Source organism: Streptomyces sp. JLSY215 (assembly GCF_059682825.1).
Map to the genome: position 1 here is coordinate 3548275 of NZ_CM185022.1, position 15483 is coordinate 3563757.

Consider the following 15483-nt stretch of genomic DNA (forward strand, 5'->3'; position numbering starts at 1 on the left):
TTGCTCACTCGCTCGCTACCTCTCGCAGTCGCTCGGCCGCGGCCTCCGGCGGCACATCGTTGATGAACACGTTCATGCCGGATTCGGAACCCGCGAGGAACTTCAGCTTGCCGGAAGTCCGGCGAATGGTGAAAAGCTCGAGGTGAAGTGCGAATTCGGAGCGGTCCGCGGCGTGCAGCGGCGCCTGGTGCCAGGCGGCGATGTACGGCGTCGGGGGCGCGTCCGGCCCGAAGATCCGGTCGAACCGCCGCAAGACTTCCAGATAGAGCTGTGGGAACTCTGTGCGGGCCGCCTCGTCGAGGGCGAGCAGGTCGGGGACCCGGCGCCGGGGGTAGAGGTGCACCTCGTAGGGCCAGTGGGCGGCGTAGGGGACGAAGGCCAGCCAGTGCTCGCCCTCCAGGACGATGCGGCTGCCGTCGGCGATCTCGTCGGCCAGGACGTCGTCGAAGAGGTTGCCGCCGCCGGTGGCCTCGCGGTGGGCGGCGAGGGAGCGCAGCATCCGCTCGGTGCGGGGGGTGGTGAAGGGGTAGGCGTAGATCTGACCGTGCGGGTGGGCGAGGGTGACGCCGATCTCGGCGCCGCGGTTCTCGAAGCAGAACACCTGCTCCACGCCCGGGAGTTGGGACAGTTCGGCGGTGCGGTCGGTCCAGGCTTCGAGGACCAGGGCGGCCTGTTCTTCGGTGAGGTCGGCGAAGGAGGCGTCGTGGTCGGAGGTGAAGCAGACGACCTCGCAGCGGCCGCTGTCCCCGGCGAGGGAGGGGAAGCGGTTCTCGAAGACGGCGACGTCGTAGTCGGCGGCGGGGATCTCGGAGTGCCGGCCTTCGCGGGAGGGGCACAGCGGGCATTCGTCGGCCGGGGGGTGGTAGGTGCGGCCCTGGCGGTGCGAGGCGATGGCGACGTGGTCGCCCAGGAGGCGGTCGTGGCGGATTCGGGAGGCGGTGGCGACCGGGTCGAGGGGGCGGGGGTCGCTTGCGTCGCGTACGGCGTCGTCGCGTGAGTCGTAGTAGATCAACTCCCGGCCGTCCGCGAGCCGGGTCGTCGTCTTCTTCACCGGGGGCTCCTCACCGCATCATCACGTCGATCAAACACAAACAAACACAATGAAGCACAACTAAACAGTCGCGTCAACGCCGGACAAGGCGGGGTCACGGCAGGGACAGAGCGGGGGCAGAGCGGGGACAAGACGTGATCACAGCGGGGCACGCACCCCGACATACCGACCGAAACACCCCAGGTCGATCACGATCCAACAAATAAAACCAACAAAAGTGTTCAGTTTCTGAAGGCTCGCGCGTAGCTTTCTGTGCGTTCAGATCGCTCCCGAAGAAGCGAGTGCCCCCATGACCACCCTGGCCGAAGGCCTCCGGCTGCCCACCAACGGGCTCGACTACACGATCCTGGCCATCTACTTCGTCATCGTCCTAGGCATCGGATTCGCGGCCAGGCGCAGCGTGAAGACGAGCCTGGACTTCTTTCTCTCCGGCCGGTCGCTGCCCGCCTGGGTGACCGGCCTCGCGTTCGTCGCCGCCAACCTCGGCGCCACCGAGATCCTCGGGATGGCGGCGACCGGCGCCCAGTACGGCGTCGCGGTGGTGCACTGGTACTGGATCGGCGCCATCCCGGCCATGGTCTTCCTGGGCCTGGTCATGATGCCGTTCTACTACCGCTCCAAGGTCCGCTCGGTGCCGGAGTTCCTGCTCCAGCGGTTCGACAGGTCCGCGCATCTGCTCAGCTCGGTGCTGTTCGCGTTCGCCGCGATATTGATCGCCGGCGTGAACCTCTACGCCCTGTCGATCGTCGTCGAGGCGCTGCTGGGCTGGCCGCAGTGGGTGGCGATCGTCGTCGCGGGCCTGTTCGTCCTCGCGTACATCACCATCGGCGGCCTGTCCTCGGCGATCTACAACGAAGTGCTCCAGTTCTTCGTCATCCTCGCCGCGCTGATACCCATCTGCATCATCGGCCTCAAGCGCGTCGGCGGCTGGGGCGGTCTGACCGACTCCCTGGAGTCCTCGCACGGCCACAACTTCCTCACCGCCTGGGGCGGTACGGGCATCGGCGACGCCAACCCGCTCGGCGCGAACTGGCTGACGATCGTCCTCGGCCTGGGCTTCGTGCTCTCCTTCGGCTACTGGACGACGAACTTCGCCGAGGTGCAGCGCGCCCTGTCCGCGAAGAACCTCTCCGCCGCCCGGCGCACCCCGCTGATCGGCGCCTTCCCGAAGATGTTCATCGTCTTCCTGGTGATGATCCCGGGCCTGGTCGCCGCCGTCCTCGTCCCGAAGATCGGCACCGGCGGCTCCGGCCTCACCTACAACGACGCGATCCCGTACCTCATGCAGGAGCTGCTGCCCAACGGCGTACTCGGCATCGCCGTCACCGGCCTGCTCGCGGCCTTCATGGCGGGCATGGCGGCCAACGTCTCGTCCTTCAACACCGTCTTCACGTACGACATCTGGGCCAAGTACGTGAAGCCCGGCAAGCCCGACGGCCACTACCTGAAGTTCGGTCGCCTCATCACCGCGCTCGGCGTCCTCGCCTCCATCGGCACGGCGTTCATCGCCTCCTCCTTCTCGAACGTCATGGGCTACCTCCAGACGTTGTTCTCCTTCTTCAACGTCCCGATGTTCGTGGTCTTCATCATCGGCATGTTCTGGAAGCGCGCCTCGATGAAGTCCGGCGTATGGGGCCTCGTCGCGGGCACCACGGCCGCGATGGTCAACTACTTCTGGATCTACAAGCAGGGCATCATCTCGATCCCCACCGACCAGGGCGCCAACTTCGTCTCCGCGATCGTCGGCTTCGTCGCCGGCGCCGTCGTCATGGTCGTCGTCACGCTCTTCACCGCGCCCAAGCCGGAGGCCGAGCTGGCGGGCCTGGTCTACGGGACGACCGCGCCCGGCCTGGAGGAGCCGCCCGCCGAGGGCGACGACGCCTGGTACCGCAGGCCGGCGCTGCTCGGCTGGGGTGCGATCGTGCTCGCCGCCGCCTGCTACCTGCCCTACTCCCTCTGATCGGAGGCGCGAACTCCCATGTCCGACCTGCAGAACGAAGTCTCCGAGCTGGAGCGCACATCCGCGACCGCGGCCCGGCTCTTCGACATCCGGCGCATCATCGGCGGCCTGTTCGTCGTCTACGGCGTGATCGTCACCGTGGCCGGCGTCACCGCCTCCGACGCCGACCTGAAGAAGGCCGAGCACATCAACATCAACCTCTGGACGGGCCTGGGCATGCTCGTCCTGGGGCTTTTCTTCCTGGTGTGGCTGAAGCTGCGGCCGGTGGTACCGCCCACGGCGGAGGAGATCGAGGCGGCCGACGGCCCGCCGGCGCACTGAACCGAGGGGCACCGCGGGCGCGGTGCCCCTCTTGCGCGCCCGTCACGCGGCGAAGCTCGCGTGACATGTCCGCGCGTCACCTCGAAATGCGGGCTCCGATGCCGTCGAGCAGGCAGTCGAGGCCGATCCGGAAGGTGTGGTCGGCGTCCAGATGGGCGGCGTCGCGCACCACCGTGGCCAGCGCGGGGAATCGGCCGGTGGCGAAGGTCCGCTCCAGATAGGGCCCGAGTGAGGCCTGCCACCGCTTCTCGTCCATCCCGGTGGCCCGCTCGGCACGCCGCTCGGCGATCTCCCGGCGCACCGCACCGATCACGTACGCGTCGACCGCGGCGACCACCGGCATGACGGCGTCCACATCAACGCCGTCCAGCGCGGCCACCACGGCCTCCCCCCTGGCCAGCGCGTGCGGCCCGAGCTGCGGTCGCCCACCGAGCAGATCGGCGAGCCATTCGTGCTCGTGAGCGGCCTGCCGCGTGGTTTCGGCAAGAGACCGCAGCACCTCCCGCCAGCCGTCTCCGACCGGCCGGATCTCGGCGTGGATGGCGTCGACCATCAGGTCGAGCAACTCCTCCTTACTGGCGATGTAGCCGTACAGCCGCATCGGCCCGACGCCCAGCGCGGCGGCGACCTTGCGTAGCGACACCGCCTCCAGGCCGTCCGCGTCGGCCAGCTGGATCGCCGCTTGCACGATCCGCTCCCGGTTCAGCGGGGCCGGCACCGGTCGATTCGGCGGCTCCGGCCTCTCCCACACCAACATGCCGCTCACAGTACATCGCATCGCGATACAGTGTATCGACCAGTACGGTGTATCGAAGCGGAGGCAACCATGACCATCGCCATCGTCGGAGCCGGCCTCGGCGGCCTGGCCCTCGCCCGCGTGCTGCACGTGCACGGCATCGACGCCGTCGTGTACGAACGTGAATCGTCACGCGGCGCGCGCGGTCAGGGCGGCATGCTGGACATCCACTCCGGCCAGCGGGCGCTGCACGAGGCCGGCCTGTTCGACCGGTTCCTCGCGATCGCCCGAGGTGAAGGCCAGGACATGCGTCTCCTCGAGCCGGACGGCACCCTGCTGCTCCAGGAGGACACGCCCGACGACGCCCCGCTCGATCGACCCGAGGTCGACCGCGCCGATCTGCGCAACCTGCTGCTGGATTCCCTCCCCGAAGACGCGGTGCGCTGGGGGCACGCGTTCACATCCGCCGACAACGGCCTGCTGCACTTCGCCGACGGCAGCAGTGCGACATACGACCTGCTGGTCGGCGCGGACGGCGCGAACTCCCGGGTCCGCGCGCTGCTCACCGACGCCCGCCCGGCGCATACCGGCCATAACGTCGTCGAGATCGGCATTCCCGATATCGACCGCACGCACCCCGACCTCGCGGCAATGGTCGGGCGCGGCACCTACTGGGTGCTCGGCAACGGAATATCCCTGGCGGCGCAGCGCAACGGCGACGGCCGCGTCCGCATCGGCCTCAGCTTCTACAACACCGCCGAGGACTGGTTCGCCACCAGCGGCATCCCGTTCGACGACCCGGCCGCCGCCCGGGCGCGGCTGATCGACCTGCTCCCCGGCTGGGACTCGCGGTTCACCGCGCTGATCGCGGCCTGCGACGACACGGTCGTGCCGCGGTCGATCACCACTCTCCCGGTCGGCCTGACCTGGCCGTCGACGCCGGGCGTCACCCTGCTCGGCGATGCCGCGCACCTGATGCCGCCGGTGGGCGAGGGCGCCAACATGGCGCTGCTGGACGGCGCCCTGCTCGGTCTCGCGCTGGCCGCGCACCCGGACGACTTTCCCACCGCCGTCAAGGAATACGAACGCGAAATGTTCGAACGCACCGGCGCTGCCGCCCGGATGTCCACGGACATGCAGGAATTGCTGACGTCGCCGGACGCCGCCCGGAAAATGCTCGCATTCTTCCAACCTGGCTGAATGCAGCCGGTTACGGAATCCGAGACCCGGCACCTAGACGCACCAGGAGTCCTCCGGATCGTCCAGCCATGCGCGTTGGCTGTCCCTGTCCACGGTCAGACCGAAGCGCGTGAAGCCGGGATGCCCGTGGGCCGCCCACCACCGGTATGCGGTCTCCGCCTCGTTCCAGAGCCGACGGGGGCCCGATTGCCATACGCGCGCCGTGGCCCCGTCGCGGAACATGACGCACGCCCATGAGCGGTCCTTCAGCCCGTAGAACCACACGGGCCGGGCCCCGTCGCGTTTGCCGGCAACGGCGTGCCGGCAGTCGCGGACCCGAAGCCCCACGGCGAAGCGTCCCGCACCGAATCTCTCCCCTACGAACTCGGCTTCCGTGATCACCGTCGAGGATTCGTCGCCCTCGGCCACGCTGCCCGTGACGTACTCGGAGTGCACCACGGGCGCGCCGCGCTGCGCCCGTAGCTTCATGAACTCCACGGGCCCGGTGAAGGCACCCGACGCGCTCTGTCCGTCCTCCGCAACGACCAGCCGAGCGACCGCGTCCCCGTTGCCGTAGTGCGTCCCCCAGGGGACCACGATGACCCCGCCCGGCCGGCTCTGCTGCACCCAGGCGAACGGAACGGTCCGCAGACCGCAGGTCGCGATGATCCGGTCGTACGGCGCGCCCTGGGGATGCCCCAGGAACCCATCACCACGAACGACACGGACCGGCAGCCCGAACCGCTTGAGAGCCGCCCGCGCGGCAGCCGCAACGGCGTCGTCCACTTCCACCGTGACGACGTTCCCGGCACCCAACCGGTACGCCAGCAAGGCGGCATTCCAGCCCGTACCGGTCCCGATCTCCATTACCCGCGCCCCGGGCCGCACCCCCAGGTCCCGGAGCATGCGCGACACCACACTGGGCATGGAGGCCGAGCTGGTGGATTCCGTGCCCGGTTCCCTGCCACGGTGATTCCCCTCGTCCCACTGCGTGACGACGGGCACGTCCGCATCCGCGTACCTCTGCCACGCAGCCGGATCGTCCGTCTTGGAGACAGCGCGGCTCCGCCCTGCCCGCATGTCGAACGGCCACATCAGGTCGGGCAGAAACGCGGAACGGGGCACCCGCTCGAATGCCGGCACCCAATCCGTGGAAAGCGCCTCCGATGCGAGCAGGGACCGGCCCAGCGCGGACCGGTCCCCCTCATGCTCACTTGTGGTCATCGGTCAGGCGCCCACACGCGGGCCACCGTCGGGATACGGCTTCTCGTCGGGTACCGGCCAGGGCTCGCCCGGCACCTTGTCGCCGCCTTCGCCGTCCCCTCCGCCGATGCGCGATGCCTGATTCATCATGTCTCTTCCTCACTCTTCCTTCGCTGACTTCGGTGCCACCGTGCCCCGCCGGAACGGGCGGGAGTCTCTAGTTGGTGCTCCGGTCTACGGGGACGGCGCTGACTCGTCCGGATGCCCGTATTCCTTGTGCCGCGTCATGTTGTCGAGCACCTCCCACAGGGCCAGGCCGTTCTGCGTCCAAAGGACTTCGCGCAGTTGCTCTTTCAGCAGAGCGCACCCCGGGCAGCAACTGGGATCCGCGAGTCCGGAACGCGGCACGGCGAGCGGATCCTGATACGACACGTTCCTGTTCCTGCGGCGCGCACCACCGCTGCCCTCGCTCATCCCCGCACCACCTGCGGATGGGCGTGGCGACGCATCTCGACGTTGCAGTCCGTCACCTTCGACCTGTCCCCCGCCGCGTACGCCCTCGCGCGCTGCTCGGCCAGCGCGCCGCACACGTCACACCCCGCAACCGGCACCGGCTCCGGCACCGGTTCCCTCAGCTGAACGGGGCGGCACATGCGGGCCATCAGGTCCGCACCTCCACACCGTGAATCCAGCGTGGCCCCGCGTCGTACCCGTGCACGGCAAGCCACAACGCCTGCCGCCGACCACGCTGAGCCCGGCGTTCCCGCCGCTCCTGCCGAACGGGCGCGCAGGGAGACACGCGCGTCGCCACACCCGCGCACCGCGCAACGGGCAGTGCGCCCGCCTGTCGGTGGCGGCCCCGCGCGGGAAGCATCAGCCGCAGCAGCGTAATTAAGAGCCTCGCTGTAGCGTGGGTCATGTTGTCAACTCCCTTGTAGTTGATGGCCATGCCCCCGGGCCGTCCACCACGGTCGCGGGGGTCCTCTCGTCGTCTTGGCGATGTCGCAGAGTCGATCGCGAGAGGAGGATCTGTCCTCGCTCTAGGCAACCGCTTGACTACAGCCGGCGGTACCGTTGCGGCAGCAGCGGCTTTTAAAAGCTTTAAGCGCTCGTGCACACCGGGGAGTTGAGAGCTAAGTGGCCACTCGGGAACCGAACCGGCGCCTTGAACGCCTCTACCGGGAGACCGGCTGGACGCTGCGGCAGTTCGTCCAGGCCGTGAACCGCATCGGCACCGAACGAGGAACCCCGCTCAAGTACCGCGAACCATCGGCCCATCAGTGGCGTCACGGGCACCTGCCCAAGGAGACGGCCAGACCGCTGATCCTGGAGGCCCTGACACGGAAGCTGGGACGTCCGGTCACGCATGCCGAGGCCGGGTTCCCGGCCCCTGACGGTAGCTCGGGCGCCGCTCCGAGCACGGTCGAAGGGCTGATCGATCTCGGTAGCGGAGACATGGACCCGTCGCGCCGCAGCATCCTAGGTATAAGCCTCTTCTCCGTTGCGCTGACCGTGCCCAATTGGCCGGACGTGGTAGGCCGAATGGAAGCCGCTCAGACCGGACGTACTCAGCGCATCGGAATGTCGGAAGTCGACATGGTCATTGCCATGACCGAACGAGTATCGGAACTCGATGACCAATTCGGAGGGCGCCACGCCCGACCTATGGCGGCGGCTTTCTTGGTGAACACAGTGGCCCCGTACCTGCGGGCGGATGCCTCCGAGTCGGTGCGCAAAGCGATGACGTCGGCTGCCGCCGATCTGTGCTATCTCACCGGGTACATGGCGGTGGACGAATGCGGTCACGGACTCGCGCAGCAGTATTACCTCAAGGCGTTGGAGCTTGCCGGAGCGGCGGAGGACCACCTGACGTACTGCACGACGCTGCGGGGAATGAGCCTTCAAGCCGCCGACCTGGGGCACGGGAGGCAGGCCATGCGGCTTGCTGATGCCGCTGCAGCCGCGTCCCCCCAAGCCGGTCCGCGGATGCGCGCGTTCCTCGTCGGTCAGCAGGCGCACTCCGCCGCGCAAATCGGCGACCGCAGCACTGCGTTGATGTACCTACGAGAAGCCGAAGTAGCGATGGACAAAGCCGAGTCCAGGGAGAAGGCATTCGGCTCCTACGACCCGGCGTCCCTGAATTACCACACCAGTCAAGTGCGTTACGAATTGGGCGACATGCGCGGCGCCGTTGAAGCGATGCAGCAGTCGGACAAGCTACGCCATGACGTTTACCGGCGAACGCGCGTAAAAGAACGTTCCATGCTCGCCGAGCGCCAATTCACAATCGGCCACCTCGAAGCGGCATGCGCAACGTGGAATCTCGCTCTGGATGACTACCCGTTGATCCAGTCAGGGCGGGCGGATCAACGCATGCAAACAATGTTCAAGCTCATCCGCCCCCATCTCAAGAATCATGCGGCACGGGAACTCTACGAACGTGCTCGGCTCGTGGCTCCACAGTTGGCCAATGCCCCAGCACGCCCCAGGTGATAGTGCTCATCCAGACCCTCCTGCCGACCCCGCCGGTAGCGTCCGGCTCCATGGATGATGCCGTGAAGATCGTTGTTGAGCGTCGGTACGCCCCTGACCCGATCGACTACGAGCGCCTCGTCTCGCTGGCCGAGTCCACCGGCGAACGCGTGGTGCTCGCCGAGGGCGACGTGCCGGTGAGTGTGCTGTTCCCGGCGGAGGTGGTGGTCCAGCTGGAGCACTGGGCCCGTGTCGACGGCCCCACGCCCGCGCCCGCACCGATACCGCAGGGCGAGGAAGCGGAAGAGGGAGAGGGCCACGCGGACGAGATGACGTGGGACGTCGGCCGGCTTCGGATCGAGCCGTTGGCCAGGCCGCAGGAGTACGGGCCCTACACGCGGTACGTGCGCGCCGATGGCAGGCGCGTGAGCTTCGCCCGGGGCGGGATGGTGGTGGCCGTGCAGCTGACCGCCGACGAGGCGGCGTGGCTTGAGAACAAAGCCATGCACAACCGCCAGGGATACATGGATCCCAAGCAGGCAGCGGCGTTCGAAGAGTTCCTTGCCCGACAGCCACCGGTCGGCGAGCAGTGACGTCGAGGCGGGCCCAGGCTCGGGCCGGGAAGGCCGAAGGGGCCGCAGGCAACGGCGGCCCCGGGTGACCACCCGCCGTGGCGCGTCAGTCGGTGGAGTCCATGAAGCTCAGCATCCGGCGGTTGAGCTCGTCCGCATGGTCGATCTGGGGTCCGTGGCCGGTGTCGGAGATGATTTCGGCCCGGGCCCCTGGGATCAGGCGTGGGACGCGCTCGACCTGCCTGCGCGGGTGCACGAGCAGGCTTCGCTTACCGAGCGCCAGGTAGAGCGGGGTGCGGATGGTGGACAGTTCACCCTCGGACAGCGGCAGCGGGGCGGGGCGGCGTATGCGGTAGGCGCGGACGCCCAGCCTGATCATGGTGCGTAGCTCCGGCTCGATGAGGACCGGCTGTTCCAGCCACGCCGCCAGTCGTGGGCGGAGAGCCTTGGGCGCGGAAGTCGCGAACAGGCTGACGAAGATCCAGACGAAGAAGCGCAGGCCCACTTTCTCCAGGCCGCCGGGGTCGAGGAGGGTGACCGAGGCGAGGCGGTCGGGCCTGCGGTGCGCCTGGTTCAGCGAGAGCCATCCGCCGTACGAGGATCCGACCAGGTGCACGCGTTCGAGCCCGAGCTGGGCGAGTGTCTCGTCCAGCCACTGTGCGGCGCGTTCGGGTTGATGGATGGGTTCGCTCTGGACGCTGCGTCCGGGATCACCCGGGGTGTCGATCGCGTAGACCGGGCGGGCGGCACTGAGGGCGGGGGTGTTCGGGTACCACATGGCGGCGCAGGAGCCCGCTCCGTGCACCAGGACGACGGGGGTGCGTGACCGGGCGGCCGGGTCGATGGGGTCGTACGTGTAGACGTGCGTGGTGCCGAAGGACGTCTCCACGTCCGTTTCCGCGTGCGTGGGTGCTCCCAGCGCATAGACCGCATCGCAGGCCGCGAAGTAGCGGTCGCGCCAGGCATCGCTCGCATAGCGGCCGACATCGGCCTGGGTTCGGGTCGCAGTCTGAGACATGGCCACCTCCGGGTGTCGATTTTTATGGTACGAACGTATCACCTTGATGGTACGGCTGTATCATCAAGGTGATACGGGCGAACCCGTCCGGCGGAAAACGGCGAGTGGAGGAGCGGTCGATGCCCAAGCGCGTGGACCATGCGGAGCGGCGTACCGAGATCGCCGAGGCGCTCCTTCGGGTGGCGGCGCGGCGCGGACTGCACGCCGTGGGCATGCGCGATGTCGCAGCGGAGGCGGGCGTCTCGCTGCGACTGGTGCAGTACTACTTCGAGACCAAGGAGAAACTGCTGCTCTACGGGCTGCAGCAGCTGGCCGAGCGATTCGGGGAGCGGGTCACCGCCCGGGTCCGGGCCGCCGGCCAAGATGCGGGACCGCGCGCGATGATCGAGGCGATGCTGATGGCGGCCTTGCCGGTCGACGAGGAGGGCCGCGTCTTCCACCTCGTCTACACCTCGTACGCCGTGCTGTCCGTCACGGACCAGGCGCTCGCCGCCCAGCCCTTCATCACGAACCCGGATGCCGCCGAGAGCGCCCTCGTCGAACTCCTCCGGCAGGCGGAGGAGAGCGATCTCATGCGGCCGGGCGTGGACGCGAGGCTGGAAGCCGTCAGCCTGCTCGCCCTCTCCGCGGGACTCGGCACCAGCATTCTCGTCGGCCAGCGCGGCCCGGAGGCGGCCGTCGCGGTGCTGGACCACCACTTGGACCGCATCTTCCGAGGCAGCGGTGCCGAAGACGCCGCAGTTGCCCCCGCCCGAGGCCGGTCTGCGCCGCCGGCATAAATCGGTTTCGGCGGTGATCCATGATCAGCTAGGGTCCCCGTCATGTCCTACATGTTCGTCCGCCAGCGGACCGCCTGAGTCACTCTGCCGCCGCAGTCGCTCAGCGACCGGCGCAGACCGAGGAACCCGCAGGAGACCACGGTGGTCTCACGGCACTGCCCTGCGGGTCTGACTCGGCATTGACCGTCGACGTGCACCGTCGCCGGTGAGCACCTCTATGTCGTGTGCTGCCCCGAGCGGGCCGGTACGCGCTGGTTGAGCGCTGCCATCGGCTTGTGTGCGCCCGGCGACCGAACCGCGTCGCGCCTGGTGACGGGCGCGCCCGATTCCCTTCAGCTGCGGCGGCGCGCCGCGCGGGCACCGGCCTCTCCGGCAGGCCCGACCGCGCCGCCCACCGGACATTGAACATTGGACCGATCTATGACATCCGTACCCGGCAACTCCCCCCGTCCGCGCCCGGCCCGTGACGCGAACCCGACGTTCGTGCTCGTGCACGGCTCCTGCTCCAGTTCGTTGATGTGGGCTCCCGTCCAGCGCGAGCTGGCGCTGCTCGGCCACCGCAGCTTCGCCGTGGACCTGCCGGGGCACGGCTTCGACGCGCAGTACTCCGCCGCGTACCTGGCCCCGCAGGACCTCGACGCGTGGGCGGCCGAACCGTCCGAACTGGCCGGGGTCACCTTGCAGGACAACATCGACGCGGTAGTCGACGTCGTCCGGCGGGTGGCCGAGCACGGGCCGGTGGTCCTGGTGGGCGCCAGTCTCGGCGGCACCACCATCACCGGGGTGGGCAACACGATCCCCGATCTGGTGAGCCGGCTCGTCTACATCTCCGCCTGGTCGTGCGTGCAACGCGCCAACCCCGTCGAGTACATGCAGGAGCCCGAGTTCGGCGACAACCTGCTGGCCCCGCTGTACGCGCTGAACGTCGGCGACCCCGCCGCACTCGGTGTCGGCCGGGCCAACTACCGCACCGCCGACCCGGTCATGCTGGCCGCGCTCAAGGCGGCGATGATGGCGGACGGCACCGATGACCAGTTCCGGGCCTTCCTCAACACCCTGCAGCCGGACGAGTCCCTGGCGGTGATGATGTCCGACGCCCGCGGCCACGCCGACACCTGGGGCACCATCGCCCGCACCTACATCCGTCTCACCGACGACCGGACGCTTCCGGTGGCCATGCAGGACCGCCTGATCGCCGAAGGTGACGCCTTGACGCCCGGCAATCCGTACGACGTGCACACCCTGGCCACCAGCCACGTCGGGTTCCTGCTCAGGGCGGCGGAGGTGGCGGGGATCCTCGATCGGCTGACCGTCTGACCCGGGAGGGAGCAGACACCACCTGGCGTGGGGGAAGGGGACAGCCGGTCGGCTGTCCCCTTTCCGCGGAAGGGCCGCGTACCCCCGCTACTCGCGCCCCGGTTCCGGCTCCCCCGCGTCCCTGGTGCGTACGGCCCCGCCGCGCGAGGCCCGTTCCAGCAGGCCCGTGCGGGCCGCCAGTGCGGCGGCCTCCAGGCGGGAGCCGACCTCCAGCTTCATCAGTACCCGCTGGACGTGGGTACGGGCGGTGCTGGGGGCGATGTCCATGCCGGCGGCGATGCGGCGGGTGTCCTCGCCGTCGGCGACCCGCATCAGGACCTCGACCTCGCGGGGGGTGAGGAGTTGGTGCAGCCGGGCGCCCTCGTCGTCGGGCTGGGCCGCCGGGTGCAGCAGTTCCTCGAAGGCCTGCTGGAGCAGCTGCGGCGCGATGGCGGACTCGCCCGCGCGGGCCTTCATCATGGCGCGCTCGACGCCCTCGATGCGCTCGTCGTTGCGGACGTAGCCGGACGCCCCGGCGGCGAAGGCCGCCGCGATCCCGCGGGGGCTGGGCACCGGGCCCATGACCACCACCGCGATCTGGGGCCGCTCCTTCTTGATCCGTACGACCGGGTCGAAGACGCCCGGCGCGGCGGGTGCGGCGGTGCCCAGCAGGCACACCTCGGGCGCCCGGCTCACCACCAGGTCCGCGGCCCCGGCGCTCGGCGCGGCCGCCGCCAGGACGCGGTGTCCGCGTAGTTTCAGGGCCGAGGCGAGCGCCTCGGCGAGCAGACGGTGATCGTCGACCACCATGAGCCGCACGACCATCGAGAACCCCCTCACCTCCCGGCGGGCCCCCGCCCCCGACCCCCCACCGGGCGCCTTGAGCCCGGGTGGTGTGCCCGGAAATGGTGCCCGGAATGTGTCCCCGGGAAGCTACACGCTCGGCCGGTCTCGCGCGCCCCCTACCGGGGAGAAGACCGCCGGAAAGCGGCCTTCTTGGCCAATCGGGGCCGATAGCCTCCCCCGGACTCCGTCCGGGGGGACCTCCGTCGCACCGGCCGCCCGCCGCCGCTACGCGTCCTCGGCCAGCTCCAGCCAGCGCATTTCCAACTCCTCGCGCTCGCCGATCAGTTCACGCAGCTGGGCGTCGAGGCCGGCGACCTTCTCGAAGTCGGTGGCGTGTTCGGCGATCTGCGCGTGCAGCGTGCTCTCCTTGTCGCCGATCTTGTCCAGCTGCCGCTCGATCTTCTGGAGTTCCTTCTGTGCCGCGCGGTTGACGGCGGCGGCCTTCTTGGGCGCGGCGGCCGCCGGCGCGGGGGCGGGCACCGCGGCCTCGATGACCTTCCGGCGGCGCTCCAGGTACTCGTCGATACCGCGCGGCAGCATCCGCAGCGCGGCGTCGCCGAGGAGCGCGAAGACCCGGTCCGTCGTGCGCTCTATGAAGTACCGGTCGTGGCTGATGACGATCAGCGAGCCGGGCCAGCCGTCGAGCAGGTCCTCCAGCTGGGTCAGGGTCTGGATGTCGAGGTCGTTGGTCGGCTCGTCGAGGAAGAGGACATTGGGCTCGTCCATGAGGAGGCGGAGGATCTGCAGGCGCCGCCGCTCACCACCGGAGAGGTCGCCGACCGGCGTCCACTGCTTCTCCTTGGTGAAGCCGAACTTCTCGCAGAGCTGCCCGGCGGTCATTTCCCGGCCCTTGCCGAGGTCGACGCGCTCGCGCACCTTCTGTACGGCCTCCAGCACCCGCCAGGACGGGTCCAGCTCGGCGACCTCCTGCGAGAGGTACGCCAGCTTGACGGTCTTGCCGACGGTGATCGTGCCGGCCGCGGGCTGCGTCTCGCCCTGCGTACGGGCCGCCACGGCCAGCGCCCGCAGCAGCGAGGTCTTGCCGGCGCCGTTCACGCCGACCAGGCCGATCCGGTCGCCGGGGCCGAGCTGCCAGGTCAGATGCTTGAGGAGTTCCTTCGGCCCCGCCTGGACGGTGACGTTCTCCAGCTCGAAGACGGTCCTGCCGAGGCGGGAGTTGGCGAACTTCATCAGCTCGGCGGTGTCGCGCGGCGGGGGGACGTCGGCGATCAGCTCGTTGGCGGCCTCGATGCGGAAGCGGGGCTTGCTGGTGCGGGCGGGGGCGCCGCGCCGCAGCCACGCCAGCTCCTTGCGCATGAGGTTCTGCCGCTTGGCCTCTTCGGTGGCCGCGATGCGCTCGCGCTCGGCCCGCGCGAAGACGTAGTCGCTGTAGCCGCCCTCGTACTCGTGGATCGCGCCGCGCTGGACGTCCCACATCCGCGTGCAGACCTGGTCGAGGAACCAGCGGTCGTGGGTGACGACGACCAGGGCGCTGCGGCGCGCCCGCAGATGGCCGGCGAGCCAGGAAATGCCTTCCACGTCGAGGTGGTTGGTGGGCTCGTCCAGGACGATCAGGTCCTGTTCGGCGATCAGCAGCTTGGCCAGGGCGATGCGGCGGCGCTCGCCGCCGGAGAGCGGGCCGATGACGGTGTCCAGGCCCTTGTCGAAGCCGGGCAGGTGCAGATCGCCGAAGAGTCCGGTCAGTACGTCGCGGATCTTGGCGTTGCCGGCCCATTCGTGGTCGGCCAGATCCCCGATGACCTCGTGCCGGATGGTGGCGGCCGGGTCGAGGGAGTCGTGCTGGGTCAGGACGCCCAGCCGCAGGCCGCCGCTGTGGGTGACCCGGCCGTCGTCCGCGTCCTCCAGCTTGGCGAGGATGCGGATCAGGGTGGTCTTGCCGTCACCGTTGCGTCCGACGACGCCGATCCGGTCCCCCTCGTTGACACCGAGGGAGACACCGTCGAGCAGGGCACGGGTTCCGTAGACCTTGCCGACGGCTTCCAGATTGACGAGGTTGACGGCCATCTCACTCCTGCGCTTCGCGTGGATC

General features: G+C 69.3%; 16 protein-coding genes. 7 read left to right on the top strand and 9 right to left on the bottom strand.

Features of this window, described 5'->3' with window-relative positions; translation table 11 throughout:
- Nucleotides 1-4: 4 nt before the first annotated feature.
- Complete coding sequence (gene galT, locus AC5677_RS15710; protein ID WP_497195662.1) at nucleotides 5-1051, bottom strand: galactose-1-phosphate uridylyltransferase; 1047 nt, start codon at nucleotides 1049-1051, stop codon at nucleotides 5-7.
- Nucleotides 1052-1340: 289 nt separating this feature from the next.
- Here galT and AC5677_RS15715 point away from each other — a divergent pair, with 289 nt between their 5' ends.
- On the top strand, nucleotides 1341-3011 hold the full coding sequence (locus AC5677_RS15715) for a sodium:solute symporter family protein (protein ID WP_497195663.1): 1671 nt from the start codon (nucleotides 1341-1343) through the stop codon (nucleotides 3009-3011).
- Nucleotides 3012-3029: 18 nt separating this feature from the next.
- Nucleotides 3030-3332, top strand: a complete 303-nt coding sequence (locus AC5677_RS15720) for a hypothetical protein (protein ID WP_497195664.1) — start codon at nucleotides 3030-3032, stop codon at nucleotides 3330-3332.
- 76 nt (nucleotides 3333-3408) lie between these two features.
- On the opposite strand, the gene AC5677_RS15725 is transcribed toward AC5677_RS15720, so the two are convergent.
- Entirely contained in the window at nucleotides 3409-4089 is a 681-nt protein-coding gene (locus AC5677_RS15725; protein ID WP_497195665.1) for a TetR/AcrR family transcriptional regulator, read from the bottom strand.
- Nucleotides 4090-4158: 69 nt separating this feature from the next.
- Between AC5677_RS15725 and AC5677_RS15730 the strand changes: the two genes are divergently transcribed.
- On the top strand, nucleotides 4159-5268 hold the full coding sequence (locus AC5677_RS15730; RefSeq protein ID WP_497195666.1) for an FAD-dependent oxidoreductase: 1110 nt from the start codon (nucleotides 4159-4161) through the stop codon (nucleotides 5266-5268).
- A gap of 33 nt (nucleotides 5269-5301) precedes the next feature.
- On the opposite strand, the gene AC5677_RS15735 is transcribed toward AC5677_RS15730, so the two are convergent.
- The 4 genes from AC5677_RS15735 to AC5677_RS15750 all read right to left on the bottom strand — a co-directional run bounded on the left by AC5677_RS15735 (nucleotide 5302) and on the right by AC5677_RS15750 (nucleotide 7112).
- The gene (locus tag AC5677_RS15735) at nucleotides 5302-6471 is read right to left on the bottom strand and encodes a methyltransferase domain-containing protein (protein ID WP_497195667.1); all 1170 of its coding nucleotides are present in this window, start codon (nucleotides 6469-6471) and stop codon (nucleotides 5302-5304) included.
- Between the two features lie 3 nt (nucleotides 6472-6474).
- Nucleotides 6475-6600, bottom strand: a complete 126-nt coding sequence (locus AC5677_RS15740; protein WP_497195668.1) for a hypothetical protein — start codon at nucleotides 6598-6600, stop codon at nucleotides 6475-6477.
- 84 nt (nucleotides 6601-6684) lie between these two features.
- Complete coding sequence (locus AC5677_RS15745; protein WP_497195669.1) at nucleotides 6685-6924, bottom strand: hypothetical protein; 240 nt, start codon at nucleotides 6922-6924, stop codon at nucleotides 6685-6687.
- A complete protein-coding gene (locus AC5677_RS15750) occupies nucleotides 6921-7112 on the bottom strand; it encodes a hypothetical protein (protein WP_497195670.1) in 192 nt (63 codons plus the stop codon). Before AC5677_RS15750 ends, AC5677_RS15745 begins: the two co-directional genes overlap by 4 nt.
- 475 nt (nucleotides 7113-7587) lie before the next feature.
- On the opposite strand from AC5677_RS15750, the gene AC5677_RS15755 reads away from it, so the two are divergent.
- The gene (locus AC5677_RS15755) at nucleotides 7588-8943 is read left to right on the top strand and encodes an NsdA family TPR-like regulatory protein (protein ID WP_497195671.1); all 1356 of its coding nucleotides are present in this window, start codon (nucleotides 7588-7590) and stop codon (nucleotides 8941-8943) included.
- A gap of 50 nt (nucleotides 8944-8993) precedes the next feature.
- The gene (locus AC5677_RS15760; protein ID WP_497195672.1) at nucleotides 8994-9515 is read left to right on the top strand and encodes a type II toxin-antitoxin system Phd/YefM family antitoxin; all 522 of its coding nucleotides are present in this window, start codon (nucleotides 8994-8996) and stop codon (nucleotides 9513-9515) included.
- 85 nt (nucleotides 9516-9600) lie between these two features.
- Here the strand turns inward: AC5677_RS15760 and AC5677_RS15765 are convergent, their stop codons facing one another.
- Entirely contained in the window at nucleotides 9601-10512 is a 912-nt protein-coding gene (locus AC5677_RS15765; protein WP_497195673.1) for an alpha/beta fold hydrolase, read from the bottom strand.
- A 119-nt stretch (nucleotides 10513-10631) separates the two neighbouring features.
- On the opposite strand from AC5677_RS15765, the gene AC5677_RS15770 reads away from it, so the two are divergent.
- Both AC5677_RS15770 and AC5677_RS15775 read left to right on the top strand, forming a co-directional pair.
- Entirely contained in the window at nucleotides 10632-11291 is a 660-nt protein-coding gene (locus AC5677_RS15770; protein ID WP_497195674.1) for a TetR/AcrR family transcriptional regulator, read from the top strand.
- Between the two features lie 420 nt (nucleotides 11292-11711).
- A complete protein-coding gene (locus tag AC5677_RS15775) occupies nucleotides 11712-12608 on the top strand; it encodes an alpha/beta fold hydrolase (protein ID WP_497195675.1) in 897 nt (298 codons plus the stop codon).
- 87 nt (nucleotides 12609-12695) lie between these two features.
- On the opposite strand, the gene AC5677_RS15780 is transcribed toward AC5677_RS15775, so the two are convergent.
- Both AC5677_RS15780 and AC5677_RS15785 read right to left on the bottom strand, forming a co-directional pair.
- A complete protein-coding gene (locus tag AC5677_RS15780) occupies nucleotides 12696-13412 on the bottom strand; it encodes a response regulator transcription factor (RefSeq protein ID WP_497195676.1) in 717 nt (238 codons plus the stop codon).
- 246 nt (nucleotides 13413-13658) lie between these two features.
- Nucleotides 13659-15458, bottom strand: a complete 1800-nt coding sequence (locus tag AC5677_RS15785; protein WP_497195677.1) for an ABC-F family ATP-binding cassette domain-containing protein — start codon at nucleotides 15456-15458, stop codon at nucleotides 13659-13661.
- Nucleotides 15459-15483 lie beyond the last annotated feature (25 nt).

What these genes read in the sequence shown, in the direction of transcription:
- AC5677_RS15720 (WP_497195664.1), top strand. Translation starts at nt 3,030, where the DNA reads ATGTCCGACCTGCAGAACGAAGTCTCCGAGCTGGAGCGCACATCCGCG.
- AC5677_RS15785 (WP_497195677.1), bottom strand. Translation starts at nt 15,458, where the DNA reads ATGGCCGTCAACCTCGTCAATCTGGAAGCCGTCGGCAAGGTCTACGGA.
- AC5677_RS15740 (WP_497195668.1), bottom strand. Translation starts at nt 6,600, where the DNA reads ATGATGAATCAGGCATCGCGCATCGGCGGAGGGGACGGCGAAGGCGGC.
- AC5677_RS15730 (WP_497195666.1), top strand. Translation starts at nt 4,159, where the DNA reads ATGACCATCGCCATCGTCGGAGCCGGCCTCGGCGGCCTGGCCCTCGCC.
- AC5677_RS15745 (WP_497195669.1), bottom strand. Translation starts at nt 6,924, where the DNA reads ATGAGCGAGGGCAGCGGTGGTGCGCGCCGCAGGAACAGGAACGTGTCG.
- AC5677_RS15760 (WP_497195672.1), top strand. Translation starts at nt 8,994, where the DNA reads ATGGATGATGCCGTGAAGATCGTTGTTGAGCGTCGGTACGCCCCTGAC.
- AC5677_RS15775 (WP_497195675.1), top strand. Translation starts at nt 11,712, where the DNA reads ATGACATCCGTACCCGGCAACTCCCCCCGTCCGCGCCCGGCCCGTGAC.
- AC5677_RS15765 (WP_497195673.1), bottom strand. Translation starts at nt 10,512, where the DNA reads ATGTCTCAGACTGCGACCCGAACCCAGGCCGATGTCGGCCGCTATGCG.
- AC5677_RS15715 (WP_497195663.1), top strand. Translation starts at nt 1,341, where the DNA reads ATGACCACCCTGGCCGAAGGCCTCCGGCTGCCCACCAACGGGCTCGAC.
- AC5677_RS15750 (WP_497195670.1), bottom strand. Translation starts at nt 7,112, where the DNA reads ATGGCCCGCATGTGCCGCCCCGTTCAGCTGAGGGAACCGGTGCCGGAG.
- AC5677_RS15735 (WP_497195667.1), bottom strand. Translation starts at nt 6,471, where the DNA reads ATGACCACAAGTGAGCATGAGGGGGACCGGTCCGCGCTGGGCCGGTCC.
- AC5677_RS15770 (WP_497195674.1), top strand. Translation starts at nt 10,632, where the DNA reads ATGCCCAAGCGCGTGGACCATGCGGAGCGGCGTACCGAGATCGCCGAG.
- AC5677_RS15725 (WP_497195665.1), bottom strand. Translation starts at nt 4,089, where the DNA reads ATGTTGGTGTGGGAGAGGCCGGAGCCGCCGAATCGACCGGTGCCGGCC.
- AC5677_RS15780 (WP_497195676.1), bottom strand. Translation starts at nt 13,412, where the DNA reads ATGGTCGTGCGGCTCATGGTGGTCGACGATCACCGTCTGCTCGCCGAG.